This is a genomic window from Saccharopolyspora elongata (assembly GCF_004348985.1).
GTDB classification, from domain to species: Bacteria; Actinomycetota; Actinomycetes; order Mycobacteriales; family Pseudonocardiaceae; genus Saccharopolyspora; species Saccharopolyspora elongata.
The window spans coordinates 58,017-84,001 of the sequence record NZ_SMKW01000038.1; the positions used below are offsets into that span (position 1 = coordinate 58,017).

Here is a 25,985-nt window from a genome sequence, read left to right on the forward strand (position 1 = left end):
CCAGTCCTGTCCGCGGCGACCCCCGAGTTCCAGGTGATCCGGATCACCTTTCGAAGCCGGGGTGTGATTTCCCGAGAAATCGAGGTTCATCGGCGTGAACGTACATTTCTCGAGGAATTGCGTTCCTGCGGCCGGAAGCTCCTGACATTTGTCACGGATAGTTTCGACAAGCGGCAGTACCCCGCTCTTGTGTTCACCTGATCGAATGATCTTGCAGCTTTAAGTGAACGCAACGTGAGAGGGGACCCGATGCGAAAATCCTTGCGCGCGTTAGGGGTTACCGCAGCCCTGGGGGTGCTGCTGGTCGCCGCTCAGCCCGCCCTCGCCCAGCAGGCGCCACCCCAGCCGCCGTTCGAGGTGCCGGCGAAATTCGCGCAACAGCGGATCCAGTGGGCACCGTGCTTCCCGCCCGAACTCCCGCCGGACCTGCCGCCGGGATCCGAGCGACTCCAGTGCGGCACCATGACCGCGCCGATGGACTGGCACAACCCGAACAACGGCAAGGAAATCAGCATCGCCGTCACCCAGCTGTCGCCCGCCGACGGCCCCAGTGACCGCGCGCTGTTCACCAACCCCGGCGGACCCGGCGGCGCGGGCCTCGGCATGCCGCTGGCGATGCTCACCATGGGCATCCCCGAGGTGATGGACGCCTTCGACGTCTACGGCATCGACGTGCGCGGCACTGGGAACAGCAGCACCGTCTCCTGTGGACCGCAGGAGGCGGTGCCCGGGATGGACGTCCGGGATCGCAGCCCGGAGAGCATCAGGGCGCTGATGGACATGACCCGGCAGCTCGCCGCCGACTGCCAGGAGCACAGCGGCGAGCTCGGCCGCTACGTCACCACCGAGCAGACGGTGGCCGACTTCGACCTGCTCCGCCAGGTCGAGCAGCGCGAGAAGATCAACTGGTATGGCGTCTCGGGCGGCACCTGGCTCGGCGCCTACCTGGCCACCTACTTCCCGCAGTCGGTGGACAAGGTGGTGCTCGACTCGAACGCCGAGTTCACCGGCAACTGGCAGGAGGTCTTCGGCTGGCAGCCGATGGCCTTCGAGCGCCGCTGGCGCGAGGACGTGCTGCCCTGGCTGGCCGCGCACGACGCGACCTACCACCTGGGCACCGATCCGCAGCAGGTCCAGGCCACTGTGGACGAACTGCGCGCGGCGCTGAAGGCGAATCCGCTGCCGTCGCCGGACGGCCCGCCGGTCGACCACGCCGCGCTCGACAACCTGGTGGTGCAGAGCATGTACTCGAAGTTCGCGTTCCCGCGGCTGGGCGGCACGCTCGCGGCGCTGCGGGACGGCGCGGGCGAGGTCGCCCCGGTGCTCGCGCAGGCGCGGGCCCGCACCATGCCGATGCAGGCCGATCCGAACGACAGCATGGCGGCGACGTTGTACTCGATCCGCTGCAACGACACGCAGTTCCGGGGCTCCCCCGAGTCGGTGGTGGCGCGGTCCGGTGTCGAGGGGCGGCTGTTCCCGACCATGGGCTACTACTCGATCGTGCAGCCGTGCGTGTTCTGGGAGCGCCCGGACGTGAACCTGCCGAAGCCCACGGGCAAGGGCCTCCCGCCGGTGCTCATGCTCCAGTCGGAGAACGACCCGGCGACAGCGTGGGAAGGCGCGGAGGTCGCGCACCGGAAGTTCCAGGGCTCGCGGATGATCACCGTCCGCGGCGAAGGCGACCACGGGGTCTTCGGCATCGGCAACGCCTGCGTGGACGACGCGACCACGGCGTACCTGCTCGACGGCGTGGTGCCCGGGCGCGACCTGACCTGTCAGGGCACTCCGGCGCCGGAGCCGGCGGGGACGCGCAGCCTCGAGTCCGGCGGCCGGAGCCTGCTGGACGAGCTGGACCGGCTGTCGGGCGTGCTCGGCTGATCTCGGAAAAAGGCTTGGCGTAGCGCAAAAAGCTCGCGGGCGGGGAGTGGATTCGATCCGCTCGCCGCCCGCGGGCCGTTGAGACGCCTTGCACTCATCGCAGTTGTGGCCTCCTCCGGATCGGAATGGTGTCCCGGTGCAGCCGGTCGATCTCACCGGCCTCCGACTGCTCGTCGACTTCGGCGTCCTCCCTGCGCAGCGAAACGAACACCGCAGCGACCGCGATCAGGGACAACGCCAACATGGCCAGATCAGCCATGACACACCCCCTCGTATCGGCGCGCCGTTTTCGGCGGTAATCACTGGGACGCACACAGTGTCCGCTGGGTTGCTGATCGTTTGAAATCCCCGGATCTGCTCCCCCGGGCTGCGTAGATCCACCTGTCGGCGAAAACGAAAACGGCGTTTCCCCGAAAGAGCTTCAGCTCTCTTGGGGAAACGCCGCACGAATGCGCACACTGCGCCGGAGCTCCGCGCCGGACGGGTGGACGCGAAGCTTCCCACGTCGCTTCGCGAATCCACCCGTCCGGGGGTCGCTCGGTCAGTGACCGAGACGCTGTTTCAGGGCCTCCAGCTCGTCGCGCATCGAGCTCGGCAGCGAGTCGCCGACGGTGTCGAACCACTCCTCGATGAGCGGCAGCTCCGCCTTCCACTCCTCGACGTCGACCTTCAGCGCCTCGTCGACGTCGGCCTTCGGCGTGTCCAGCCCGGTCAGGTCGAGCTCCTCGGCCGACGGCACCCGGCCGATCGCGGTGTCGGCGGCGGCGGCGTTGCCCTCCAGCCGGTCCACGATCCACTTGAGCACGCGCGAGTTCTCGCCGAACCCGGGCCACAGGAAGCGCTTGTCGTCACCGCGGCGGAACCAGTTCACGTAGAAGATCCGCGGCAGCTTGGTGGCGTCGGCGGACTTGCCGACGTTCACCCAGTGCTGGAAGTAGTCGCCGACGTTGTAGCCGATGAACGGCAGCATCGCCATCGGGTCGCGCCGCACGTCGCCGACCTTGCCGGCCGCCGCGGCGGTCTTCTCCGAGGACAGGGTGGCGCCCATGAACACGCCGTGCTGCCAGTCGAACGCCTCGTTCACCAGCGGGACCGTGGTCTTGCGGCGGCCGCCGAAGAGGATCGCCGAGATCGGCACGCCGTTCGGGTCGTCCCACTCCGGCGCCAGGATCGGGCACTGCGACATCGGCGTGCAGTACCGCGAGTTCGGGTGCGCGGCGTTCTCCCCGTTGTCCGGGGTCCAGTCGCGGCCCTTCCAGTCGGTGAGGTGCTGCGGGTCGCCCTCCATGTCCTCCCACCAGACGTCGCCGTCGTCGGTGAGGGCCACGTTGGTGAACAGCGAGTTGCCCTTCTCGATGGTCTCCATCGCGTGCGGGTTGGTGTTCCAGTTGGTGCCCGGCGCGACGCCGAAGAAACCGGCCTCCGGGTTCACCGCGTACAGGCGACCGTCCTCGCCGAAGCGCATCCACGCGATGTCGTCACCGAGGGTCTCGACCTTCCAGCCCGGGATGGTGGGCCGCAGCATCGCGAGGTTGGTCTTGCCGCAGGCCGACGGGAACGCGGCCGCGACGTAGTAGACCTTGTCCTCCGGCGAGATCAGCTTCAGGATCAGCATGTGCTCGGCCAGCCAGCCCTCGTCGCGGGCCATCGCCGAGGCGATGCGCAGCGAGTAGCACTTCTTGCCCAGCAGCGCGTTTCCGCCGTAGCCGGAGCCGAAGCTCCAGATCATCCGCTCTTCGGGGAAGTGGGTGATGTACTTGGTGTCGTTGCACGGCCACGGCACGTCCTGCTGCCCCGGCTCCAGCGGCGCGCCCACGGAGTGCAGCGCGGGTACGAAGTCGCCGTCCTCGCCCAGCCGCTCCAGGGCCTTCGCGCCCATCCGGGTCATGATCTGCATCGACACTACGACGTACTCGGAGTCGGTGATCTCCACGCCCAGCTTCGGCGGCTCGGCGTCCAGCGGGCCCATGCAGAACGGGATCACGTACATGGTGCGACCACGCATGCAGCCCCGGTAGAGCTCCGTCATGGTCGCCTTCATCTGGTTGGGGTCCATCCAGTTGTTGGTGACCCCGGCGTCCTTCTCCTCGACCGAGCAGATGTAGGTGCGCTCTTCGACGCGCGCCACGTCCGAGGGGTCCGAAGCCGCGTAGAACGAGTTCGGCTTGTTCGCCAGGCGGGTGAAGGTGCCCGCCTCGACGAGGCGATCGGTCATCCGCTGCCATTCCTGCTGCGAACCGTCGCACCACACCACCTGGTCGGGCGTGGTCAGCTCGGCGACCTCGCGCACCCACGACAGCAGGCGCTCGTGCGTGGTCGGTGCCTGATCGAGCCCTGGGATGGTCAATGCGGTCATCGCTCCGCGTCTCCTGACTGGGCGCCACAGCCCGGATTCGCCGACGGGGTCTCCCGTCGGCCTTTACAGGGAAAGCTTCGCCCGCCCCGAAGACCGGGCGAAGTGAAAAAGGGATGCACCGAGGCTAACGGCGGATCGGGCGCGCAATGGAGATCAGCCATGTTCGTTCTCTCACAAGAACGATAAGGGAATCGATTCAGAAGCGACCTGAGTAGTGGTCTGGACGAAAATCTCGCCGTGCCGGGATCGCTTGGATCCAGAATTTCCGGCGAACCGGACGCGTTCGCGAACACCGGGTTACGCGCAGGCATCGACCGAATGGCGGTTGCTCCCCGCCGCGGACGTGAAAAACCCCGCCCGATGAGCATCGGGCGGGGTGGGAATCGCGTCGAGAGGTCAGCCCCAGACCTCGTCGGAGTCGGCCTTGCCGCCCGCTCCGCCGCGCTGTCCGCCGCCCGTGCCGCCGGCGCCACCGCCCGCGCCACCGCCGGCTCCGCCGCTGTGCGTGTCGACGTTGGCGGCGTGCGGCTGAGCCGCGTCGTCGAAGGTCCAGGCCGCGTCGTCGGTCGCCCCGGTCGCCTGGTTCGGGGCGTAGTGGCCGTCGTCGGTCATCTTGCCCTGCTCGACCACGGTCCACTGGCCGTCGCCGGTGTGGTGCGAGATCGTCACGTCGCCGGTCTGGCTGATCTCCACGACCTGGTCGGCGGACCCGTCGCCGTCGACGTCGGTGACCAGCATGGTGCCGCCGGCCTCGGTCTCCACGACCGCGGTGTCGGCGATGCCGTCCTGGTTGGTGTCCTCGGTGGCCGGGCCGACCTGCATGTCGCCCTGTGGCGTGTCGATGACCATCGCCCGGCCGTGCTGCTGGTCCTCCGGGTCGGCGCCGCCCGGGTGCTGCTGGGGCGCCTCGCCGGCCCACCCGCCGGTCTCCGCGTCGAAGCGGGCCTGCTCGACGACCACGCCATCGCTGTTGATCGACTGCATGACGTCGGCCTGGCCGTCGCCGTTCTCGTCGATGTACGCGACGTAGCCGTCGTCGGTCATCACGGCGACTGTCTCGTCGACGCCATCGCCGTCGAGGTCGTAGTTGGCCTCGGCGGTGTACTCCTCGCCCTCGACGGTGACCTTGATGTCACCGTCTCCCGCGCCGGTCTCCTCGATGTACACGTCCGCAACCTCTCAGCCGCCGATCAACTGCAACGCCTAGGACGCAGGGTAGAGGGCGTGGGTTCCGTAGATGAAGGACCTGGTCATCTCCGGGCGCCGATCGCAACGCTCGGTGGCCGACCCGCAGCGCAGCGGGGCGGGCTCCATAGTCGGTCAACGGTGTCCCTCGCCACCCCGCTATCGGTCGAAGGTGCCGCCCTTGACGGCGCCGATGAACCGGTGCCAGCTCGGCACCGGCACGGCTAAGTGCCCACCGTCCGGGTCCTTGCTGTCGCGTACTCCGGCCTCGTTGCCAAGACGGGCAACTTCGACGCAATTGTTGTTGTTGGGGCTGCGACTGGACTTGCGCCAGTTGATCGGTTCTGTGCTGCGCATCGTGCCCTCTTCGCTGATCATCGAGCGAACTCGTCTGCGGCTCGCGCGATGAACTTTTCAGATTCCACCGGATCAAGCGCAGCCGCGACAAGCTGTTGCCACAGCAGAGTGTATGCGTGCACATCGTCATGTCTGTCCAGGTAGCGGCCGTCCGTGAAGTCCTCGACGTAGACGAACTCCAAGGGGCCGGCGTTGCCCGGCGACGGAACGCGGAACAGGTTGAAATCGTGTGTCGCACGCGGGGCGGTGGCTGCATCGAAGGGCAAGATCTGGACTTGCACGTTGCGTAGCCGCGCGATGCTGGCCAAGTGGCGCAGCTGGTTCGCCATCAGCTCTCGGCTCCCGATCACTCGTCGAATCGATGATTCGGAGAGCACGAAGCTCACATGCGGGGCATTGCGTTTCGTCAGCACGGCTTGACGTTCTAGTCGTGCTTCCAGCGCGTCCTCGGTGGATTGATCACTCAGCTGGAGCTGGGCGGTCGTGAACAGCGCCCTGATGTACTCCTCGCTCTGGAGCAGACCTGGGACGATCTCGTTCTGGTACTGGAAAATCGCGGATGCGTCGGCTTCGAGGTCGACCGCCATCCTGAAGTACTTGGAGTACACCGAGCGGTAGCCCGACCATCGACCGCGATCTTGGCTGCCGCGCGCGAGGTCCAATATCTCGTCGCGGTCGATCACACCTGGAGCGCTCTCTTCGTAGGCAGCCAGGAGCTTTTGCAGGACATGCTGAGGAAGCGCGGTGTGGCCGCGCTCAACGCGGCTCATCGTGCTGTTGGTCTTCCCGATGAGTTTGCCCGCGTCATCGAGATCCAGTCCGGTTTCCTCCCGAACATGGCGCAGCAGATGACCTACCAGCAGTCGCCGCACGGTCGGTGTTGGCATGTCTAGAGCATCGCACCTGCCCTTGATTTTGCTGCTTACACCCTTTCGCGTGGCGCCATGGCGATTGGCTTGCATCACAACATCCACTTCAATCACAGTAAAGTGGGATTGCATCAAACTGGGAGGCGGGGATGTTCGAAAGTGCTGGTGTGGACTGGTTTTGGCGGCCGGTGGGGGTTGGGCGGCATGCGTTCGGCGTGGCCGCGAAGCGGGCGGAGCCGTATGCGGCGGTGACCTCCTTCTGCGGCGTGGAGGTCGAAGCGTGGCAGGTGCAGCGGCTGCCTCGGGAGCTGGAGTGGATCAACGAGGACACCTGCATGGACTGCTGGCGGCGCGTCAGCGGCCGGTGGGCCCCGGGTTCGTGAGTGTTTTGGAGCGCTATGGCGATCCAAAGTGCGCACGAGACCTGAGCAGCGGAAACGTCAACTTCAACGGTAGGGAGTAACCATGTTCTGGCTTCAGGTGAGCACTCTGGTTCTGGTGAACGTGCTGATCGCGAGCATGTTGCTGGTCCGCGCTCCGCGCGCGCAGCACGCCGGCGCAGGCGACGGCGCGTTGAACGTGTGGCAGCTGATCGAAGAGGTCGAGGCCGAGCGACAACGGGAAGCGGAGTCCACCGGGCGGCACTGCCTCAACGCCGAAACCCTCGCGCGCCTGCGCATCTGACCCCGAGACCAGGTCCGGCGAACCCCCTCCCCTCGCCGGGCCGCATGGTGGCCGGGCGCTTTCGCCCCGACCCGGCGCCCGGCCACTCCCGTCGATCGCATGTTGTGCGCTGCGTCACACTGAATTGAGCTCGAGTGAAGTCGAAGTTCGAGAGTTGGGGTGATCTCGGGGGCCACGACATAGGAGTTCTCATGACCGACGGCCGGACCGCTCTCGTTACCGGTGCCACCGGAAACCAGGGCGGCGCGACCGCCCGCCACCTGCTGGTACGCGGCTGGAGGGTGCGCGCACTGGTGCGCGATCCGGAAAAGCCCGCAGCGCGGGAGCTCCAGGGCTCCGGCGCGGAGCTGGTCCGGGGCGACCTGGAGGACGCCGATTCGCTGCGCGCGGCGATGGCCGGGGTGGACGCGGTGTTCAGCGTCCAGGCGCTGGCGTTGGACGAGGCCGGCTTGGCAGCCGAAGTCCGCCAGGGCTCGACGGTCGCCGACGTCGCGCTGGAGTCGGGCGTCTCGCACCTGGTCTACAGCTCGGTCGGCGGCGCCGAACGCGACTCGGGCATCGGGCACTTCGAGAGCAAGTTCGCCATCGAGGAGCACATCCGGCGCATCGGCGTGCCCGCCACCGTGCTGCGCCCGGTGTTCTTCATGACCAACCTCGTCGGCATCACCAGCACCGGCGATGGTGGCGAGCAGGTCCTGTCGATGCCGCTGGATCCGGCGATGCCGGTGCAGATGATCGCTCCCGACGACATCGGCTTCTTCGCGGCCAATGTGCTGGACGACCCGCAGCGCTACCTCGGCGAACAGATCGAGATCGCGGGCGACGAGCGGACCCTGCGGCAGGTCGCGGAGGCGATCCAGCGCGTCACGGGCACCCCGACCCGCTACGAACCCGCCCCGTTCGAAGGCCGGAACCGGATGTTCGAGTGGTTCGAGGAGAGCGGCTACCAGGCCGACATCCCGTCCCTGCGCCAACAGCACCCGTCGCTGCAAACCCTCGAAGAGTTCCTGCAGCGCCAGTCCTGACCCAACGCGCCCGAGAGACGAGCGTTGAAGTGAACGGCCTGTTCGCCTCGTTTATCGGGGCGAACGGTCCGTTCACTCCAAACCGGGCTGCGGTCAGGTGGTTTCGGTGTAGAGGCGGGCCCAGCCTTCGGCCGTGAGATCCCGGGGCAGCGCGGGCAGGTCGCGGACCCGGCATCCCGTGACGTTGCGGACGATCTCGCCCAGGCCCCGCCCGCGGCCGGTGAAAACCGCCTCCACGAACCGCTGGTAGCGCCCGAGTTCACCGAAGGGCACCAGCGGACCCGCGCGGCGCAGGATCCTCAGCACGCCGCCGTCGACCGCCGGCACCGGCCGGAACGAACGCGCGGAAACCCTGCCGCAGAGCCGGAATTCGTACCAGGGCGACCATTGCGCGGTCAGCTGGTTGCCGCCCGCGGCGCGCTTCCGGGCGACGTCCCACTGCACCAGCAGCACCGCCTCCGACCAGCACCGGGTGTCCAGCAGTCGTCGCGTCACCGCGGTCGTGATGCCGAACGGGAGGTTGCCGACCACCGCGTGCGGCGCGTCGGGGAAGCGGAATTCGAGCATGTCGCCCCTGATCACGCGCACCCGAGGCCACTTGCCGCGGAGCTCGTCGGCCCAGTGCGGGTCGAGCTCCACGGCCGTGATCGGTCGTCCGGTGCGGGCCAATTCGCGGGTGATGGCCCCACGTCCCGCGCCGAGCTCCACCACGGGAACCGGCGACGGATCGAGCAGATCGGCCATGCGGCGGGCGACGTCGCGGTCGATCAAGAAGTTCTGGCCGAGTTCGCGGCGCGCACGATCGCGCGCCGAATTCCGGCGGGAAGGCATGTTGGCTGCTCCTGCGTTCGTGGACCGGTCGGAACCGGGCCCTCGCGAGCGCAGGTCAGCGTGGAATCACCGCACGACGAACCGCGCGTCGGGAAACGAGAGCCCGGACGCGGACGGCGGCGCGAATTCAGAAGACCCGGCGCCGCCTAGGCGGAACGCAGCCGCATGAAAACGGCGATAGCAAAACAAGCCATGCGTGGGAACGTAGCAATGCACGCCAGGCCGGTGAAACCGATTTTTTCCCTGAGTCGAGCCACTACGCGGCGCGTAGCGAGAGCATCCGGCGAGGCGAACGGGCCGTTCACCTCGTCCAGGCGCCCAAGGCACCCCGCCCGTCAGAGGTGGGCGCGGATCTGACGCACCGGATGTCCGAGCGCTGCGGCGAGGGCGGCGAGCTCCGCCTCGTCGAACCAGATGCGCTCCGGATTCCAGATGGCGATCTCGAAGCGGGCGAAGCCGCACGGCCAGTCGAAGTCCAACTCGTCCAACGACGCTTCGGCACGGCAGCACGGCACCTGCACCGCGAGCGTCTCGAAACCCGCCCCGCGAAGGACTTCCAGCAAGCCCGACCACCACGCGAGGTCGATCGACGCGCCGCAGCGCGGGCAGCCGATCCGCTCCAGGTTGTCGCCGCAGTCGATGGCCGTCATCTCGTCGTGCCAGGTCACGCGGATCTCGACCGAAGCGCCACCGGCAGTCCCCGGAGCCAGGCGCGCCGCGACCGCGGCGGCACGGTCGGCCGCAGCCCGGTCCGGCTGCCAGCGCGGATCGGCCGGGATGACCGAGAGGACGTCTTCGCTCATGCCGCACTCCCTTTCTCCGCACCATTCAATCGGCAGCCCCCGGAGGCATGGTCTGAGGGGAATACCGCAACTCGACTTGACCTTGCCCCCGGGGGCTGGGTTTAGCGTTCGTCGAGGTGACAGGAATGCGGATCAGCGAACTGGCCCGGCGGGCAGGCGTGACGACCAAAGCGGTGCGCTACTACGAATCGTTGGGGTTGATCGCACCCGGACGGCTGCCCAACGGCTACCGGGATTACGACGAGGCCGACGTACGACTGGTTCGGGAGGTCAAGGCCCTCAGCAACCTGGGCATCCCCGTCGAGCGCACCCGGCCCTTCCTCGACTGCCTCGTGGCCGGGCGGCAGCACGCGGACGACTGCCCGGCCTCGCTCGCCGGGTACCGGGAGGCGATCGACGAGCTCACCGAGCGGATCGAAGCGCTCACCTCCCGTCGCGCGGTGCTGATCGCGCACCTGCAAGAAGCCGCCCATCGCAACAGTTGCGCGACCAGTGGAGAGGACCCGATGAACGACTACCTGAACCTGCCCGCCGACCTGCCCGTGCCCGAGGACGACGGCGCGGCGGACCACCTGCCCGGGATGCGGATGCCGCACCTGGAACTCCCGAGCACAGCAGGCGAGACGGTCCGCGTCGACGCGCTCGGTCCGGGCCGCGCGGTGCTCTACATCTACCCGCTCACCGGTCGTCCCGGCACCGACCTCCCGGCAGGCTGGGACTCGATCCCCGGCGCGCGTGGCTGCACCCCCGAGGCGTGCAGCTTCCGCGACCACCACGAGGACCTGCACGACGCCGGCGCGACCCGCGTGTTCGGCCTGTCCAGCCAGTCCACCGACTACCAGCACGAGGTCGTCGAGCGGCTCCACCTGCCGTTCCAGATGCTCTCCGACCCCGCGCTGAGCCTGGCCGACGCGCTCGGCCTGCCCACCTTCGAGGCCGGCGGGATGACGCTCTACAAGCGGCTGACGCTGATCATCCGCGACGGCGTGATCGAACACGTCCACTACCCGATCTTCCCGCCCAACGAGCACGCCGAGCAGGTCCTGACCTGGCTGCGGGCCAATCCTCTTCGCTGAGCACCCGGTCGCGTGAAACCATGCGGTGATCGGTGATCTTCGGAGGTGGCGGATGCGGATCTACCTGAGCGTCGACATGGAAGGCGTCAGCGGCCTCGTCGACGCCCAAGACGTCCAGCCCGCCGGGCGCGACTACGAGCACGGTCGGCAGATGATGGCCGAGGACGTCAACGCGGCGGTCCGGGGCGCGATCGCCGCGGGGGCAACCGAGATCACCGTCAACGACGCGCACGGACCGATGCGGAACCTGCGCTCCGACATGCTGCACCCGTCGGCCCGGCTGATCCGTGGCAAGCCCAAGCGCATGGGCATGCTCGAAGGGCTCGACGACACCTTCGACGCCGCGCTCTGCATCGGCTACCACTCGCGAGCGGGCACGTCGGGCGTGCTGAGCCACAGCTTCATGGGCCACGAGATCGAGGACATGTGGCTCGACGACCGCCCCACCGGCGAGATCGGCCTCACCCACGCCACCGCCGCCGCGCTCGGTGTCCCGGTGGTGCTGCTCTCCGGCGACGACACCGCGTGCGCGGAGATGGCCGAATGGGATTCCTGCGTGCGGACCGCGGTGGTGAAGTACGCGCGCGGCCGCTTCGCCGCCGAACTGCTGCCGCTCGCCGAAGCGCGCGATGCCATCGAAGACGCGACCGCCGCCGCCCTGACCGGCGAACTCCCGGCTCCGCGGCCCGCGCCGGAAACCACGACGCTCGCGGTGCGCTGGCAGTCGGCTTCGGTGGCCGACTCGCTGCTGAACCTCCCCGGCGTCACCGGCCGCGACGACCGCACCGTCGCGATCAGCGGCCCCGTTCCGGAGGTCTACCGGCAGTTCCGGGTGTGGCTGAACGTGGCCGCTTCGCTCACCGACCAGCGGCCCTACTGCTGATGATCCGTGTCCGTCCGGATACGGTGCGTTGGGCCTTTTCGGTTGCCCCGGCGCCGTTTTGATAACTCTGCGTCGCTTGTTCAGGCCCCGTTCACCTTCGCGTCCAGGAACCATCGCCTGATCGACCTAACTTCCAGATGTTCCCCGACGAGCACCTGGAGGTCCGCTTGCCTTCCCGACCGGACAGCGGGCGGGTAATCCCGCTCCCCCTGCTTTCCCACCACTCCGCGAACCGCGCCTCGGTCACCTGCAAGTACCGCTGCGGCAACGCGTGCGCGCACGAGGCCCCGAACACCTCGGCCAACGCCTACTTCGGCGACATCGTCGAGAGCGTGCTCAGCCGCCGGTCCGCGCTGAAGGCAAGCGGCGTGATCGCGCTGGCCGTCGGCGGCGCAGCGGCGCTCACCGGAACCGCGACCGCGGCCCCGGCGCCGCCGGTCCGTCCCGGCCGCGGGAACGTCCCGGGCACCGACTTCACCCCGGTCGCCCCGAACACCGAAGACCTCGTGGTCATCGCCGAGGGCTACGACCAGGGCATCGTGATCCGCTGGGGCGACCCGGTGGTGGCGGGCGCGCCCGAGTTCGACTTCAACAAGCAGACCGCTGCGGCGCAGGAAAAGCAGTTCGGCTACAACAACGACTTCGCCGAACTGGTCCCGCTGGACGGCAGCGGCACGCGGAACCTGCTGGTGGTCAACCACGAGTACACCACCGAAACGCACATGTTCGTCGGCTACGACGAGAACAACCCGACCGAGGAGCAGGTGCGCATCGCCTGGGCCGCGCACGGCCTTTCGGTGGTGTACGTGGAGCGGGAGCGGCGCGGCGGCCTCAAGCCGAAGCCGAGCCGGTACAACCGGCGCATCACCCTGAACACGCCCTTCGAGCTGCGCGGCCCGGCCGCGGGCAGCGACTACCTCAAGACGTCGGTCGACCCGACCGGCACCAAGGTCTTCGGCACGCAGAACAACTGCGCGGGCAGCCTGACGCCGTGGGGCACGATCCTCTCCGGCGAGGAGAACTTCAACCAGTACTTCGCCAACGCCGACTCGGTCACCGACCCGGCGACCAAGGCGCGCTACGCCCGCTACGGCATCAAGGGCGCCGCGAGCACCCGCAAGTGGGAGAAGTTCGACAAGCGCTGGGACCTCGCGCAGGAGCCCAACGAGGCCAACCGCTTCGGCTGGATCGTCGAGATCGACCCGCACGACCCGAACTCCACGCCGGTCAAGCACACCGCGCTCGGCCGGTTCAAGCACGAGGGCGCGGCGGTCAAGATCGCCGACGACGGCCGGGTGGTCGCCTACTCCGGCGACGACGAGCGCTTCGACTACATCTACAAGTTCGTGTCGAACGGCAAGGTGAAGCGGGGCAACAGCGCCCACGCCCGCCGGCACAACATGACGCTGCTCGACGACGGCACCCTGTACGTCGCGCGGTTCACCGGCAACAGCCCGGCGAGCGAGATCGACGGCACCGGCAAGCTGCCGTCGGACGGCGCCTTCGACGGCACCGGCGAGTGGATTCCGCTGGCCAGCGGCAAGAAGTCGTTCGTGCCCGGCTTCACCGCCGAAGAGGTCTACATCTTCACCCGGCTCGCCGCCGACAAGGTCGGCGCGACGAAGATGGACCGGCCGGAGGACATCCAGCCGAACCCGGTCAACGGCCGCATCTACTGCGCGCTGACCAACAACTCCAACCGCGGCTCGACCGGCAACGCGGCGCCGGACGAGGCCAACCCGCGGGTCGGCAACAAGCACGGCCACGTGCTGGAGGTCGACGACGACGCGACGGGCACCAAGTTCCGCTGGGACCTGCTGCTGGTGTGCGGCGACCCGAACGACGCGGGCACCTACTTCGGCGGGTTCGACAAGTCGCAGGTCAGCCCGATCTCGTGCCCGGACAACGTGGCGTTCGACCGGCACGGCAACCTGTGGATCTCCACCGACGGCAACGCGCTGAAGAGCAACGACGGCCTGTTCGCGGTGCCGGTCGACGGCCCGGAGCGCGGTCGGGTCAAGCAGTTCCTGACGGTGCCGCACGGCGCGGAGACCTGCGGCCCGGTGGTCCGGGACACCGTGGTGACCGTGTCCGTGCAGCACCCGGGCGAGCTCGACGGGGCGAGCGCGGACAAGCCGGCCTCGCACTGGCCGGACGGCGGCGACTCGCAGCCGCGTCCGTCGGTCGTGGCGGTCTGGCGCAAGGACGGCGGTGAGATCGGCCGACGCTGATCCACCTTGCGAGCGCGGGGGTCTCCGGCAGGTCCGGAGGCCCTCGTTGCGTTCCTGGGCAGGCGCGCGGGTTGCCGGTCGCAGGACCACCAGCACGGCTAACCTCGTGCTGTGGCGGTGTTTTCGGGCCAGCGCGCTTTCGCCACGGCAATCAGCCGCGCTCGTCGATGCGATGCCGGGCTCGCGGGTGCCGTTGATCGGGTCGCTGGGGGCCGGTACCGAGCGATATCGACCTCGCCTGGGTGGTGCCGGGCGGTGCGGTGTCGAGTGCAGCCGATCGGCTGGGCGCGGCGCTCGGTGCGGTCGCCGAGGTCGCGTCCGTGCGGTCGGCTCCGGAGTTCCAGCGATCCGCGTTGCACCGGTTGGTCTTCGCGCGGTTTCGCGGTGTGCCGTTGTTCTGGCGGCTCGACCTGCAGTTATGGGCCGCGTCGCACGCCTTCGACGCCGACGTTCCGCAGGCTATCCGGCACCGACTGGTCGCTACCGGAGAGCGCGGCGATGAACGCGCTCGGGGCGTGCAAAGCAGTGCTGCGCGGTCGGCCCGAGACGGCGGATGGCTTGCTGCCGCGGGGTTTTCACCGCATCGGTGAGCCGGATCCGACTGGCGGGTGGGCCCACCGCATCGCCGCAGGCGGTAAACTGTACGGAGTAGTTGAGCTAGTGCACTGGTGAGTGTAATTTCGTGGTGAGACCCAGAGGAGGATCACCATGTCCTACCCACCAGACCGGTACCGGGGCGACGCCGGCGAGATCAGCGCTTCCTTCCGCCCGGCGGACGCCGACCCGGAGCTGGTCAACCCGTCCGGCACCAGGACCTACTACCTGGCCACCGGGAAACCGACCGGCCGGACCCACGACATCGCCACCGACGGCGAATTCGGGCTCTACCACGTGGTCGACCTGGCTCCCGGCGCCGGAACCGGCACCCACTTCCACAAGGCGATGTCCGAATCGTTCTTCGTCACCGACGGATCGCTGCAGGTCTACGACGGGGCGAAGTGGCGCGAAGCGACCAAGGGCGACTTCCTCTACGTGCCCCCGGGCGGACTGCACTCCTTCTACAACGAGTCCGACGAGCCGGTGTCGTTCCTGATGCTGTTCGCGCCGGGTGCCCCGCGCGAGGAGTACTTCGAAGGCGTCGGGCACATCGCGGCCTTGAGCGACGCCGAGAGAGAGCGGTTCTTCGTGGAGCACGACAGCTACTTCACCGACCTGCGCTCCGGCCCCAAGAGCGGCAACTCCCGGTAGGGCCCGACGTAGACTGCACGGAGTAGTGCAGCTTGCTGGAAGGGGGCTCCGGTGTCACCGACCGGCCGACCGGAGAAGCGCCGCGCCATCGAGCAGGCGGCGCGCAAGGTGTTCGGCCGCGAGGGCTACACGCGGGCCAGCGTGGACGCGATCGCCGCAGAAGCGCAGGTGTCCAAGCGCACCATCTACAACCACTTCGCCGACAAGGAACAGCTCTTCCTGTCGGTCGCGCTGGACGGGGCGCACGAGGTCACCGACGCCATCGCGCGGCTGATGGAGCTGCACCTGCGCAAGATCGTCGACCTCGAGGAAGACCTCGTCGCTTTCTGCCGGGACCGGGTCGCGGCGGTGGCGGAGTTCCCGGACCACTTCGCGCTCGTCCGGACGCTGGAAGCGGAGGTGACCCGGATCCCCCCGGCGGTGCTGGAGAAGTGGCTGGCCGCGGGCCCGCAGTCGGCGCACGAGCGGCTCGCGCCGTACCTCCGGAAGATCGCCGACAACGGCCTGCTCGAGTTCGACGACGCTGAGCGGGCAGCCATGCACCTCAACCTGCTCACCATCACCGCCGTGCTCCAGCGGACGTTCTACGGCTCGATGCCGATTCCGCAGGCCGAGGCCGACGAGCTCATCGTGAGCGGTGTGCGGGCGTTCTTGCGGCTGTACGCCGCTGCTCGCTCCTGAAGCGCGCTGTGGCGTCCACTTTGGATGCCGCGCGTCAGCTTTCGGATCGGCTGCCGGTCGATTCCCGCTGCTCCCCGCGTGGCGCCGCGCGGAGGGCGACCACCGTGATCGCCGCCGCGACCATCACGATGCCCACCACCCACAGGCCGATCTTCTGCGAGCCGGTCGCGTCCTTGAGCGCTCCCGTGATGTAGGGCGCCGCGAACCCGCTGATGTTGCCCAGCGAGTTGATCAGCGCGATACCGCCCGCGGCTGCCGCGCCCGCAAGGAAGTTGCTCGGCAACGCCCAGAAGGTGGGCAGCGCCGCGCAGACACCGACGGCGCAGATCGTCACGGCGACCATCGCGCTGAACGGATTGCCCAGGTACAGCGCGATCGGGATGGAGATGCCGCCGAGCAGCATCGGCAGCGCGACGTGCCACACGCGCTCCCGCGTCCGGTCGCCGTGCGCGGCCCAGAGCACCATGGCCACCGCGCCGATCACGTACGGCACCGCCGTGATCAACCCCGTTTCCATCGTCGACAGGTCGGTGCCGTACTGCTGCTCGAAGCCCTTGATGATGGTGGGCAGGAAGAAGCCCAGCGCGTACAGCCCGTACGCGATGCCGAAGTACACGAACGCCAGCGCCAGGATCCGCGGATGGGTCAGCGCCTTCCGCAGCGGCCAGCCGTGCGCCGTCTCGGTCTGCGCGCGCTCGGCCTCCAGCTGCTCGGTCAGCCACGCCCGCTCCTGCGGCGACAGCCACTTCGCCTGGGACGGCCGGTCGGTCAGGTAGAACCAGGTCACCACCGCCAGCAGCATCGCCGGGATGCCCTCGACGAGGAACATGAACCGCCAGCCGGACAGGCCGAAGACCCCGTGCCCGGTGCTGATCAGCGCGCTCGACACGGTGGCGCCGATGGCGCTGGACACCGGGACCGCGGTCATGAACAGCGCGACCGCCTTCGCCCGCTGCACCGCCGGGAACCAGTAGGTCAGGTACAGGATGATGCCCGGGAAGAACCCGGCCTCGGCCACGCCGAGCAGGAACCGCAGCACGATCAGCGCGGTGGGGCTCGGCACGAACGCCATCACCGTCGCGACCACGCCCCAGGTGATCATGATGCGGGCGAGCCACTTCCGCGCCCCGAAGCGGTGCAGGGCGAGGTTGCTCGGCACCTCCAGCACCAGGTAGCCGATGAAGAAGATGCCCGACGCGAAACCGAACGCCGTCGCGGTCAGCCCCAGCTCGTCGTTCATGCCGTTCGGGCCGGCGAAGCCGATGTTGACCCGGTCCAGGTAGTTCACGAAGTAGAGCAAGATCAGGAAGGGCATCAACCGCACCGCGACCTTGCGGAGGATGCGGTTCTGGGCACCGGCAGGGGCGGCGTCGACACTGCTCACTCAGGTGACCTAAGCCTCGTACCCCCAAAGGGTCAAGGGGGAGTCCGCTGATTGGGACGGCCGGTCGCCGGGCCGAAACCGTACGGCGATACCGTTAGGACATGCCCGAACGCCCAATTGCCCTGGTCACCGGCGCCTCGCGAGGCATCGGTGCCGCCGTCGCCCGCTCGCTTTCCGACACGCACGACCTGCTGTTGGGCGGGCGCGACGCCAACGCGCTGCAGGAGCTCGTCGACGAGCTCCCCAGCGCCAAATCGTGGCCCGTGGAACTCACCGACCACGACGCCGTGGCCGCTGCGGTCGCCGACATCGAACGGCTCGACGTGGTGGTGCACAGTGCCGGCCTGGTCGAGCTGGCCTCGGTCGCCGAAGCCTCCAGCGACTCCTGGCGTCGCACCTTCGAGCTGAACCTCTTCGCCGTCACCGAGCTGACGCGCCTGCTGCTGCCCGCGCTGCGCGCCGCGAAGGGCCACGTGGTGCTGGTCAACTCCGGCGCCGGCCTGTCCGCGAAGCCGAACTGGGGTTCGTACGCCGCGAGCAAGTTCGCGCTGCGCGCCTTCGCCGACGTGCTCCGCGCCGAGGAAGCCGGGCACGGCGTGCGGGTCACCTCGGTGTTCCCGGGGCGCACCGCCACCGACATGCAGCGCACCGTCCGCGACCAGGAGGGCGGGGCGTTCGAGCCGGACCACTACCTGCGCCCCGAGTCGGTCGCCGCGCCGATCGTGTCCGCGGTGCGGGCGACCGGCGACGCACACCTCACCGAGATCGTCATCCGGCCGTCCTGAGGCCCGTTCCGCAAGGGCCGGCCCGCATGAGCCGACGCGGGTACCTAAGCCCTGTGCGGGAGCCGCAGTCTCGCTGTGGCCGCTCCGGCGTGGCGAAAGCCCTGGCCGCTACGTCGGAGCCGTCCCAGCCGGACGACCTCACCGCAGTCCGAGCAGCACCGCATGCCGCAAGCGGCTGACGCCGCCTCGCGAAGCGCGCCCTGCCCCGGGACCGGGACCGGGACCGGGACCGGTCGAAGCATCCGGTCCGAGCAGGTGGTCCCGGTTCAGCCCCGGATGTGCTGCGCGGACTTGCGTGCCGTGGCCTGCACGGTGCGCCGGTCCACCCGCGTGGGCTCGCGCTCGTGCAGCACTTCTTCACCCGCGACCCAGACGTCCCGGACGCACCGGGAACCGGCGGCCCACACCACGTTGGCCAACACCTGATCGTCCGGCGCGTCCAGGCCCGTGGCGAACGCCGGGTTGTCGATGTCGAGGTGCACGATGTCGGCCCAGCGTCCGGGTTCCAGCGCACCGACGTCGTCGCGGTGCAGCGCCTCGGCCCCGCCTCGCGTCGCCGCGAGCAGCGCCGCCCGCGAGCTCAGCGCCGTCGCATCGCCCGTGACCGTCCGTGCGAACAGTCCTGCCAACTGCACCTCCTCCCACAGATCCAGATCGTCGTTGCTGGACGGCCCGTCGGTGCCCAGTCCCACCGGAATGCCGGCGGCAAGCATGTCGACCAGCCGTGCGGTCCCCGACGCGAGCTTCGCGTTGGATCCCGGACAGTGCGCCACGCCCACCCCGCGGCGCGCGAACAACTCGATGTCGCCGTCCGACAGGTGCACACCGTGCGCGGCGAGCACCCGGCCGTCGAGCACGCCGAGCTTCTCCAACAACGCGGGCACCGAACCGAACTGCTTGCGCTGCTCGGCGTCTTCGGCGGCGCTCTCCGCCACGTGCGTGTGGACCAGGGCGGCGCGCTGTTGCGCGGACTCGCCGATGGTCTGCAGCGCCTCCGGCGGCAGCGTGTAAGCCGAATGCGGTCCGTACGCCAGCTCCACCCGGTCACCGGGGCCGAACCGGAGGCCGTCGGCGTCGATCCACCGGTTGATCCCGTCGACCATGCCCTGCCAGCCGCCGAGCTTCTCCAGCGCCGGCGTGGAGATCACCGCTGATGCGAACACCACGCGCGAACCGACCGCCAGGGTGGCCTCCACCACCGACTCGCCCATGAAGTACATCTCGGCGCTCGTCGTGACGCCGGCCCGCAGCATCTCGACGCACCCGAGCTCCATCCCGGCGCGGACGTCCGCCGGGCGCAACCGAGCCTCGGCGGGCCAGATCACCTCGTGCAGCCAACGCAGCAGCGGCAGGCCGCCACCCATCCCCCGCAGCAGTGTCATCGGGCTGTGCGCGTGCGCGTTGATCAGGCCCGGCAGCAGGATTCCGCTGCATTCCCGGACGGTCGCGTCGTTCGGACGTTCCGGCGCCCCGACCCGCGGCCCGCAGTACACGATGCGACCCTCGCCGTCGACGTCCACCACGGCGTCCCGGATCATCGAGCAGCCGGGATCGCAGGGCAGAACCATCGGTGCGTGCAGGCGCAGTGCGATCGACATGCCCGCATTCTGCCCGACGCTTATCCGCCGCCCACCGTGCTTATGACAAGCAACATGATCACCCCCGCCAGCCCCGCGATACCGCCCAGCACCGCCATGAAAAAGATGTCTTGCGTGCGCCTCGTCATGACTCCAGAATCGCCGGACTCCGGCCCCTGGACCTCGGCTGATCGGCCCGTCGACCTCGTTCGATCGGTCAGTCCCAGCCGACCGGTCGACCGACCCCGAACGGGTAGGCGCAGCAGGCGGGTTCGGCCGTGCAGCAGCGCCGGTGGAACAGCGCCGCGGCTCGCCGGGCAATGCTGTTCCACCGCAAGAAACCAACGGCGTGGCACACAAACGCGGCGCACGCGCCGCCCGGAATTGGCCGGCTAAGCCGCGCCAACGCGTGCCGCGGCGAAGATCATTCGTCCATGAGCCCGCTGCGCCAGGCCCAAGCCGCGGTCTCCACCCGGTTGCGGGCCTTGATCTTGCCCTGCGCGGAGGCGAGGTGCGTCTTCACCGTCGACAGCGACATGAACAGCTCCTGGCCGATCTCGCCGTTGGTCAGGCCGCGCGCGGTCGCCCGCACGACGTCGAGCTCGCGTTCGGTCAGGTCCACGGTCGGCGCCTGCACCGCGCGGCGCTGCACCCGGGGCTGCGAGAAGTGCTTGAGCAGGCGCACCGTGATCTGCGGCGAGACCAGCGCATCGCCGCGCTCCGCCGCCCGGATCGCCTCCAGCAGCAGCGTCGGGCCGGCGTCCTTGAGTAGGAAGCCGCTCGCCCCGTTCCGCAACGCGCTGTCGACGTATTCGTCGAGATCGAAGGTGGTCACGACGACCACCTTGATCGGGTCGGTGACATCGGGGCCGGCCAGCTGCTTGGTGGCCTCCAACCCGTCGATCCCGGGCATCCGGATGTCCATCAGGCACACGTCCGGCCGCTTCTCCCGCGCTACCCGGACCGCGTCCACGCCGTTCGCGACGTCCGCCACCACTTCGATGTCGTCCTGGGATTCCAGGATCATCCGGAAACCGGCGCGCACCAGCTCCTGGTCGTCGGCGATCAACACCCGGATCATCGCTGTCCCACTTCCCCGCTCTGCTCCGCCAACGGCAGAACTGCTTCGACGCACCAACCGATGTGGTCTCCGGGACCGGCCCGGAACCGGCCGCCCAGCAGCTCGATCCGCTCCCGCATCCCCACCAAACCGTATCCGCCCGAGCCGCCGACCGGTTGCTGGCGTACCGCCGTGCCGTCATCGGTGATCCGCGCGTAGATGTTCACCGGGTCGGCGTGGACGTCGATCTGCACGTAACTCGCGTCGAGCGCGTGCTTTTCGGCGTTGGTCAGGGATTCCTGCACCACGCGGAGGGTGGACCGGGCGACCTCCGGCGGGATCTCCCGGCCGAGGTCGATGCGCAGGTCCACAGTGGTCGGCCGGTGGTCGCCGACCGGAACCCGCCGGGTGGCGTTCACGAGGGCTTCGAGGTCCGCTTCGAGGTCGGTGGTGGCCTGCTCGGTGGCCGTCGACGCGCCGGCCGGTTCCGCGCCGCGCATGCTCGCGACCAGCCGACGCATCGCGGTCAGCGCCTCGGTACCGCTGTCGGCGATGCGGGCCAATGCGTCGGTCGCCGCCTTCGGGTTCTTCTCCGCGACCATCTGGGCTGCTTGGGCCTGCACCACGATGCCGGTGACGTGGTGCGCCACCACGTCGTGCAGTTCCCGCGCCAAGGCCATCCGCTCGGCCTGCTGCGCATCCGACACCGCGCTGCGCACGGTCTTCGCGCGCTCCGTGTCACGCGCGCGGAAGTACAGCCCGGTGCCGACGGAGATGACCAGCAGCAACCCGCCCATGAAGACCGGTTGCAGGTAGTCGTTGAATTCGTTGAGCGACGACGAGTCGACCGGTATGACGAACAGGGCGAACAGCGCCGAACCGACCAGCGAGACGCCCGCCAGCAACGCGCGCTGCGGCTCCGCGTGCCTGGTGGCGTAGGTCATCAGCAGCATTCCCGCTCCGGTGGAGGCGAGCGGGATACCGCCGATCATGCTGACGTCGGCCGCGAGCCCCCAGAAGCGCATCATCAACGCGGTCAGCGCCAGCGCCGTGGCTCCGAGCACCGCCGCTTCGAACGGCCGGACCGGCCCGACGACGGCCAGCACCGACATCACGACACCGCACAGCAGCAAGACCACGCCGCTGATCAGCGAGTCGTACCCGGTCTTCGTGAATTCCAAGAAGACCAGCGCGCCCAGCACCGCGATCACCGGCCACTGCCGGCGCACCAGCGCACGCAACGGGGTTTCCCGGGATTCTTCCGGCGCGGACCGTCGGCTGCGCAGGTAGATGCCGGTGCCCGCGGTGAGCATCAGCTGGAGGAAGCCGAAGCTCAGCGTCTGGCCGAACACCATCCCCGGGTAGGCCCACGACGAGTCGAGGCGCACCAGCACCGATGCGACGCAGGCCACCACCAGCGCCGCGGTGACGGGGATGGCCTTGCGCAGCGGGCGGAACCGGAACAGGTAGAGCACCAGCAGGAGGCCCGCCAGGTTCTCGGTCGGGGTGATCTTCTCCAGCCCCAGGGAGTGGAAGTACGCGCCGTTCAGCCGGCCGACCACCGTGTTGCCGCACAGCACGGCCGCGGCCGCGAGCCCGCACCAGACTGGCGCGCGGCGACCGAGGATCGCCAGCAGCGCCATCGCGGTGATCCCTGGGATCAGCACGATGTCGTCTTCGAACAACCCCAGCGTGTTCCCCAGCCAGATCAACCCGAGCAGCCCGGCGAAGATCCACTGCTCGCGCAGGAGATCACCGAGCCGGCGCCACCACGGGGCGGTCGGCCCGGGTCCGGGGCTCGTCGCGATGTTGCTCACGGCTCGACCGTAACCGGTGGCCCGATTCGAACACCTTGGCCGAATGGTTCGAATGCCCTGGCCGATCGGCCGACCCTCGCGCGTCGATCAGCGGCCCCGAGGCCGATCCGGAATCCGCCGCCGACCGCCAATCTCGAATCCAGCAGGTCCCGCACCGGTGGGGCCCCGAGATCCGGACCGCGGCCCGAACACGAGCAACCGCAGGCACGGCGAGCACGGGCCAGCACGGCGACGAACGGCGTTAGCGGCGCGAAACGAGCAGGAGGAAGGAAGATGTCGGCTTCAATCGTCGACCGGCGGCCCGGGGAGCCGTTCCTGGTGGGGCGCGGGTTGGTCAAGAACTACGGCTCCTACCGGGCGCTGGCCGGGGTGGACCTCGCGATCCACACCGGTGAGGTGATGGCGATCGTCGGGCCGTCGGGCTCCGGCAAGACGACGCTGCTGCACGTGCTGGCCGGAATCCTGCGCCCGGACGGCGGCGAGGTGCTCCTGGACGGGCACCGCATCGACCAGCTCGGCGAGGCCAAGCGCAGCGCGCTGCGGCGGCACGAGTTCGGCTTCGTCTTCCAGCAGGGCATGCTGGTCGGCGAGCTGACCGCGGAGGAGAACACGGCGCTGCCGCTGCTGCTGGCCGGTGCGAACCGGAACCAGGCGCTGGCGGGCGCGCGGGACTGGCTGGGCCGGCTCGGCCTCGGCGGGCTGGAGAAGCGGCTGCCCGGCGAGCTCTCCGGCGGTCAGGCGCAGCGGGTGGCGATCGCGCGGGCACTCGCACACAGCCCCAAGGTGATCTTCGCCGACGAACCGACCGGCGCCCTGGACACCCGCACCGGCGAGGAGACCACGCAGGCGCTGTTCGCCGCCGCTGCGGCGACCCAGGCGGCCGTGGTCATCGTGACGCACGACCGGGATCTGGCCGCCAAGACGGGGCGGATCGTGGAGATCCGCGACGGCTTGATCGCGGGCGGGGTGATGGTCGGATGAATCCCGTGCAGCTGGCGCTGCGAGTGCTGCGCGTCGACTCGCGCAGCCGCCTGTCGGCGCTGCTCACCGCCGCCGGGGTTGCGGTCGCCACCGCGCTGGTCCTGTTCCTGGCGACCCTGCCGAACGCGACGGATGCTCGAATGGACCGGGCGGCGTGGCAGCGCGGCGCCGCCGATCCCTCCGGCGCGGTTTCGCAGGCCAGCCTGGACTTCTTCGAGAACGAGAAGATCATCCGGCTCGACGTGTCGGGAGACCGGCCCGCGGTGGACGGCGCGCCGAGCTTCCCCGGTGCCGGCGAGGTCCTGCTTTCGCCGCGGTTGGCCGAGCTGGCGAAGCAGCACCCGCCTGAAGAGCTCGCCAACCGCTTCGACGGCAACGTCGTCGGAGTTCTGGACGAGACCTCGCTGAAGTTCCCGGAGCAGCTCGTCGCGGTGGTCGGGCACGAGCCGGGCACGCTGGACGCCGTCAAGGCCGAGGAATCGGGCTGGATCGCGGTCGGTACCGACGACTTCCTGTTGACGTTCCTTGCGGGGGTGGGGATCGTGCTGCTCGCGATTCCCAGCCTGGTGCTCGTCGCATCGGCGGCCAGGCTGACCGCCGCCAGGCGGGAGCGCAGGCTCGCGGCCCTGCGGCTGGCCGGTGCGACGCCGGGGCAGGTGGTCGGCACCGTCGCCGCCGAGACCACCATCTCCGCGGCGGCGGGAACCGTCCTCGGCCTCCTGCTGAGCTGGCCGCTGCGGTTCGCGGGGGCGCAGATCCCGTGGGGTGGCGGCACCTGGTTGCCGAGCGACTTCACCCCGTCGGTGCCGACGGTCGTCGCGGTGGCGGTCGTGATTCCGCTGCTGGTCGTGCTGGCTGCGGTGCTGGGTCTGCGCCGCGTCGTGCAGGCACCGGTCGGCGCGGCGATGAACCAGTCGCGGAAGGCACCCAAGGCGTGGCGGTTGCTCGCGTTGCCCGCGGCAGCGGTGTTCTTCGCGTTCGGGCTCGCCACCGCCGAAAAGACCGGTGGCCTGACGTTAATGCTCGCGGCGCTCGCAGCGGTTCTGGTGTCCGCCTCGGTCGTCGGGCCGTGGTTGACCGGCGCGCTCGGCAAGCTGTTCGCCACCATGTGGCGGCGGCCGGCGATGCTGCTCGCGGGTCGGCGATTGCGCAGCGATCCGAAGGCCGCCTACCGATCCGTGTCCGGCATCGTCCTCGCGGTGTTCGTCGGGTCGATGGCGCTGACGCTGCTGCCCAGCTTCGAGACCTTCGCGGGCGGCGGCCGTTCCTTCAAGGACTCCGTGCTGTACGTGGACGTTCCGTCCGCGACCGTGGCCGACCAGGAGAAGCGCATCGTCGGCGAGCTGGAGCGCCGCGGTGCGAACGCCACGGTCGTGAGCGCGAACCAGGTCATCCTCGAGACCTCCGAAGGAGGGGCGTACGCCGGCCTGGTGATCAGCTGCCCGGACGCCGCGGCCGTGACCCGGATGGCCGTTGGCGTGTGCGCGGGCCCGCCGGCGATCCGCGCTGATCCGGCCACTCGGCTGCAGACCTCTGGGCTGCGCCTCCGGGCCTACCCGGCCGTGGGCTCCAACGAGGAGCCGAAGACGTTCGACCTGCCCGCCAACGTCGTGACCCGGCCGCTCGGCGGCCAGGACCCCGAGCTGAGCGGTTCGGTGCTGATCGACCCCGAGCTGGTGCCGGAGGTCGCGAACGTCGGCGAGTCGACGCTGGTGGTGAACCCGGCGACCGACGCCGACCGGGAGAAGGTGCGGACCGCGCTGGCCGCGGCAATGCCCGCCGAGACCTTTCTGAGCCGTGAGCTGCGGCTGGAGGACCAGCAGACGATGCTGGGCGACCTCAAGCGCGTGACCGCGATCGGCCTGGGGCTGGCGTCCCTGATCGCGGGCAGCAGCGCCGCGATCACCGCCGCGTCGTCGGTGGTCGATCGCCGACGCACCTTCGGCGCGCTGATCGCCGCGGGGACCCCCGTGCGCATGCTGGGGCGCGCTCTGCGGACCGAGGCAGCGCTGCCCGCGCTGGTCGCGACGCTGACCGCAGGTGCGGGCGGCATCGCGATCGGGGCCTCGATGCTGACCTTGTTCGGGGATGACACCCCGGTGGTGATCAGCGGCTGGATCTTCGCGCCGGTCGTGATCGGTGTGGCCGTCGCGGTCCTCGCCGCCTCTACCAGCGGCCCGATGCTGCGCAGGATCAGCAGCGAACCCATCGCCGACGAGTAGTGGGCGAGCGCCCCGCCAGCGACCATCCGGCCAGTTCCGCCCGCGCGGGACT

At 69.4% G+C, this 25,985-nt stretch carries 23 protein-coding genes; 12 read left to right on the top strand and 11 right to left on the bottom strand.

Features of this window, described 5'->3' with window-relative positions; all coding sequences use genetic code 11:
- Nucleotides 1-249: 249 nt before the first annotated feature.
- Complete coding sequence (locus E1288_RS26125) at nucleotides 250-1,878, top strand: alpha/beta hydrolase (protein ID WP_132489486.1); 1,629 nt, start codon at nucleotides 250-252, stop codon at nucleotides 1,876-1,878.
- 94 nt (nucleotides 1,879-1,972) lie between these two features.
- On the opposite strand, the gene E1288_RS47170 is transcribed toward E1288_RS26125, so the two are convergent.
- The 5 genes from E1288_RS47170 to E1288_RS26145 form a co-directional block, all read right to left on the bottom strand.
- Nucleotides 1,973-2,137, bottom strand: a complete 165-nt coding sequence (locus E1288_RS47170; protein ID WP_165968264.1) for a hypothetical protein — start codon at nucleotides 2,135-2,137, stop codon at nucleotides 1,973-1,975.
- A gap of 282 nt (nucleotides 2,138-2,419) precedes the next feature.
- Entirely contained in the window at nucleotides 2,420-4,234 is a 1,815-nt protein-coding gene (locus E1288_RS26130; protein ID WP_132489488.1) for a phosphoenolpyruvate carboxykinase (GTP), read from the bottom strand.
- Nucleotides 4,235-4,630: 396 nt separating this feature from the next.
- On the bottom strand, nucleotides 4,631-5,401 hold the full coding sequence (locus E1288_RS26135) for a DUF6802 family protein (RefSeq protein ID WP_132489490.1): 771 nt from the start codon (nucleotides 5,399-5,401) through the stop codon (nucleotides 4,631-4,633).
- Between the two features lie 177 nt (nucleotides 5,402-5,578).
- The gene (locus E1288_RS26140) at nucleotides 5,579-5,797 is read right to left on the bottom strand and encodes a DUF397 domain-containing protein (protein ID WP_235883809.1); all 219 of its coding nucleotides are present in this window, start codon (nucleotides 5,795-5,797) and stop codon (nucleotides 5,579-5,581) included.
- A complete protein-coding gene (locus tag E1288_RS26145; RefSeq protein WP_165968265.1) occupies nucleotides 5,794-6,663 on the bottom strand; it encodes a helix-turn-helix domain-containing protein in 870 nt (289 codons plus the stop codon). Before E1288_RS26145 ends, E1288_RS26140 begins: the two co-directional genes overlap by 4 nt.
- A gap of 131 nt (nucleotides 6,664-6,794) precedes the next feature.
- On the opposite strand from E1288_RS26145, the gene E1288_RS26150 reads away from it, so the two are divergent.
- The 3 genes from E1288_RS26150 (at nucleotide 6,795) to E1288_RS26160 (ending at nucleotide 8,354) form a co-directional block, all read left to right on the top strand.
- Entirely contained in the window at nucleotides 6,795-7,028 is a 234-nt protein-coding gene (locus tag E1288_RS26150; protein WP_132482157.1) for a hypothetical protein, read from the top strand.
- A gap of 82 nt (nucleotides 7,029-7,110) precedes the next feature.
- Entirely contained in the window at nucleotides 7,111-7,329 is a 219-nt protein-coding gene (locus E1288_RS26155) for a hypothetical protein (RefSeq protein WP_132489494.1), read from the top strand.
- A 191-nt stretch (nucleotides 7,330-7,520) separates the two neighbouring features.
- Nucleotides 7,521-8,354, top strand: coding sequence for an NmrA/HSCARG family protein (locus tag E1288_RS26160; protein ID WP_132489496.1), 834 nt, complete (start codon nucleotides 7,521-7,523; stop codon nucleotides 8,352-8,354).
- A 93-nt stretch (nucleotides 8,355-8,447) separates the two neighbouring features.
- Here the strand turns inward: E1288_RS26160 and erm are convergent, their stop codons facing one another.
- Both erm and E1288_RS26170 read right to left on the bottom strand, forming a co-directional pair.
- Nucleotides 8,448-9,185, bottom strand: a complete 738-nt coding sequence (erm, locus tag E1288_RS26165) for a 23S ribosomal RNA methyltransferase Erm (protein ID WP_132489498.1) — start codon at nucleotides 9,183-9,185, stop codon at nucleotides 8,448-8,450.
- Nucleotides 9,186-9,520: 335 nt separating this feature from the next.
- Nucleotides 9,521-9,988, bottom strand: a complete 468-nt coding sequence (locus E1288_RS26170) for a hypothetical protein (RefSeq protein ID WP_132489500.1) — start codon at nucleotides 9,986-9,988, stop codon at nucleotides 9,521-9,523.
- Nucleotides 9,989-10,113: 125 nt separating this feature from the next.
- Between E1288_RS26170 and E1288_RS26175 the strand changes: the two genes are divergently transcribed.
- The 5 genes from E1288_RS26175 to E1288_RS26195 all read left to right on the top strand — a co-directional run bounded on the left by E1288_RS26175 (nucleotide 10,114) and on the right by E1288_RS26195 (nucleotide 16,107).
- Nucleotides 10,114-11,064: a MerR family transcriptional regulator gene (locus tag E1288_RS26175; RefSeq protein WP_132489502.1), complete on the top strand. Its 951-nt coding sequence runs from the start codon at nucleotides 10,114-10,116 to the stop codon at nucleotides 11,062-11,064.
- Between the two features lie 52 nt (nucleotides 11,065-11,116).
- Nucleotides 11,117-11,947, top strand: coding sequence for a M55 family metallopeptidase (locus tag E1288_RS26180; RefSeq protein WP_132489504.1), 831 nt, complete (start codon nucleotides 11,117-11,119; stop codon nucleotides 11,945-11,947).
- Between the two features lie 167 nt (nucleotides 11,948-12,114).
- On the top strand, nucleotides 12,115-14,178 hold the full coding sequence (locus tag E1288_RS26185) for a PhoX family protein (protein WP_235883810.1): 2,064 nt from the start codon (nucleotides 12,115-12,117) through the stop codon (nucleotides 14,176-14,178).
- Nucleotides 14,179-14,886: 708 nt separating this feature from the next.
- A complete protein-coding gene (locus E1288_RS26190; RefSeq protein WP_132489508.1) occupies nucleotides 14,887-15,426 on the top strand; it encodes a cupin domain-containing protein in 540 nt (179 codons plus the stop codon).
- 51 nt (nucleotides 15,427-15,477) lie between these two features.
- On the top strand, nucleotides 15,478-16,107 hold the full coding sequence (locus E1288_RS26195) for a TetR/AcrR family transcriptional regulator (protein WP_132489510.1): 630 nt from the start codon (nucleotides 15,478-15,480) through the stop codon (nucleotides 16,105-16,107).
- Nucleotides 16,108-16,141: 34 nt separating this feature from the next.
- Here E1288_RS26195 and E1288_RS26200 read toward each other — a convergent pair whose 3' ends face one another.
- Nucleotides 16,142-17,491 carry an MFS transporter gene (locus tag E1288_RS26200; RefSeq protein WP_132489512.1) on the bottom strand — a complete coding sequence of 450 codons (1,350 nt, stop codon included), beginning with the start codon at nucleotides 17,489-17,491 and terminating at the stop codon, nucleotides 16,142-16,144.
- A gap of 101 nt (nucleotides 17,492-17,592) precedes the next feature.
- On the opposite strand from E1288_RS26200, the gene E1288_RS26205 reads away from it, so the two are divergent.
- On the top strand, nucleotides 17,593-18,276 hold the full coding sequence (locus E1288_RS26205) for an SDR family oxidoreductase (RefSeq protein ID WP_132489514.1): 684 nt from the start codon (nucleotides 17,593-17,595) through the stop codon (nucleotides 18,274-18,276).
- Nucleotides 18,277-18,542: 266 nt separating this feature from the next.
- Here E1288_RS26205 and E1288_RS26210 read toward each other — a convergent pair whose 3' ends face one another.
- From E1288_RS26210 to E1288_RS26220, 3 genes are all read right to left on the bottom strand, one after another.
- Nucleotides 18,543-19,874: an amidohydrolase family protein gene (locus E1288_RS26210; protein WP_207954557.1), complete on the bottom strand. Its 1,332-nt coding sequence runs from the start codon at nucleotides 19,872-19,874 to the stop codon at nucleotides 18,543-18,545.
- A 403-nt stretch (nucleotides 19,875-20,277) separates the two neighbouring features.
- A complete protein-coding gene (locus tag E1288_RS26215; protein WP_132489516.1) occupies nucleotides 20,278-20,934 on the bottom strand; it encodes a response regulator transcription factor in 657 nt (218 codons plus the stop codon).
- Nucleotides 20,931-22,730 carry a sensor histidine kinase gene (locus E1288_RS26220; RefSeq protein WP_132489518.1) on the bottom strand — a complete coding sequence of 600 codons (1,800 nt, stop codon included), beginning with the start codon at nucleotides 22,728-22,730 and terminating at the stop codon, nucleotides 20,931-20,933. Before E1288_RS26220 ends, E1288_RS26215 begins: the two co-directional genes overlap by 4 nt.
- A 273-nt stretch (nucleotides 22,731-23,003) precedes the next feature.
- On the opposite strand from E1288_RS26220, the gene E1288_RS26225 reads away from it, so the two are divergent.
- Both E1288_RS26225 and E1288_RS26230 read left to right on the top strand, forming a co-directional pair.
- The gene (locus tag E1288_RS26225; RefSeq protein ID WP_132489520.1) at nucleotides 23,004-23,711 is read left to right on the top strand and encodes an ABC transporter ATP-binding protein; all 708 of its coding nucleotides are present in this window, start codon (nucleotides 23,004-23,006) and stop codon (nucleotides 23,709-23,711) included.
- Complete coding sequence (locus E1288_RS26230) at nucleotides 23,708-25,933, top strand: FtsX-like permease family protein (protein WP_165968266.1); 2,226 nt, start codon at nucleotides 23,708-23,710, stop codon at nucleotides 25,931-25,933. The genes E1288_RS26225 and E1288_RS26230 overlap by 4 nt, the downstream gene beginning before the upstream one ends.
- The last annotated feature ends 52 nt before the right edge of the window (nucleotides 25,934-25,985 follow it).

Coding starts and splice junctions, on each gene's coding strand:
- E1288_RS26125 (WP_132489486.1), top strand. CDS start 250: ATGCGAAAATCCTTGCGCGCGTTAGGGGTTACCGCAGCCCTGGGGGTG.
- E1288_RS47170 (WP_165968264.1), bottom strand. CDS start 2,137: ATGGCTGATCTGGCCATGTTGGCGTTGTCCCTGATCGCGGTCGCTGCG.
- E1288_RS26130 (WP_132489488.1), bottom strand. CDS start 4,234: ATGACCGCATTGACCATCCCAGGGCTCGATCAGGCACCGACCACGCAC.
- E1288_RS26140 (WP_235883809.1), bottom strand. CDS start 5,797: ATGATCAGCGAAGAGGGCACGATGCGCAGCACAGAACCGATCAACTGG.
- E1288_RS26145 (WP_165968265.1), bottom strand. CDS start 6,663: ATGCCAACACCGACCGTGCGGCGACTGCTGGTAGGTCATCTGCTGCGC.
- E1288_RS26150 (WP_132482157.1), top strand. CDS start 6,795: ATGTTCGAAAGTGCTGGTGTGGACTGGTTTTGGCGGCCGGTGGGGGTT.
- E1288_RS26155 (WP_132489494.1), top strand. CDS start 7,111: ATGTTCTGGCTTCAGGTGAGCACTCTGGTTCTGGTGAACGTGCTGATC.
- E1288_RS26160 (WP_132489496.1), top strand. CDS start 7,521: ATGACCGACGGCCGGACCGCTCTCGTTACCGGTGCCACCGGAAACCAG.
- erm (WP_132489498.1), bottom strand. CDS start 9,185: ATGCCTTCCCGCCGGAATTCGGCGCGCGATCGTGCGCGCCGCGAACTC.
- E1288_RS26170 (WP_132489500.1), bottom strand. CDS start 9,988: ATGAGCGAAGACGTCCTCTCGGTCATCCCGGCCGATCCGCGCTGGCAG.
- E1288_RS26175 (WP_132489502.1), top strand. CDS start 10,114: ATGCGGATCAGCGAACTGGCCCGGCGGGCAGGCGTGACGACCAAAGCG.
- E1288_RS26180 (WP_132489504.1), top strand. CDS start 11,117: ATGCGGATCTACCTGAGCGTCGACATGGAAGGCGTCAGCGGCCTCGTC.
- E1288_RS26190 (WP_132489508.1), top strand. CDS start 14,887: ATGTCCTACCCACCAGACCGGTACCGGGGCGACGCCGGCGAGATCAGC.
- E1288_RS26205 (WP_132489514.1), top strand. CDS start 17,593: ATGCCCGAACGCCCAATTGCCCTGGTCACCGGCGCCTCGCGAGGCATC.
- E1288_RS26210 (WP_207954557.1), bottom strand. CDS start 19,874: ATGTCGATCGCACTGCGCCTGCACGCACCGATGGTTCTGCCCTGCGAT.
- E1288_RS26215 (WP_132489516.1), bottom strand. CDS start 20,934: ATGATCCGGGTGTTGATCGCCGACGACCAGGAGCTGGTGCGCGCCGGT.
- E1288_RS26225 (WP_132489520.1), top strand. CDS start 23,004: ATGTCGGCTTCAATCGTCGACCGGCGGCCCGGGGAGCCGTTCCTGGTG.
- E1288_RS26230 (WP_165968266.1), top strand. CDS start 23,708: ATGAATCCCGTGCAGCTGGCGCTGCGAGTGCTGCGCGTCGACTCGCGC.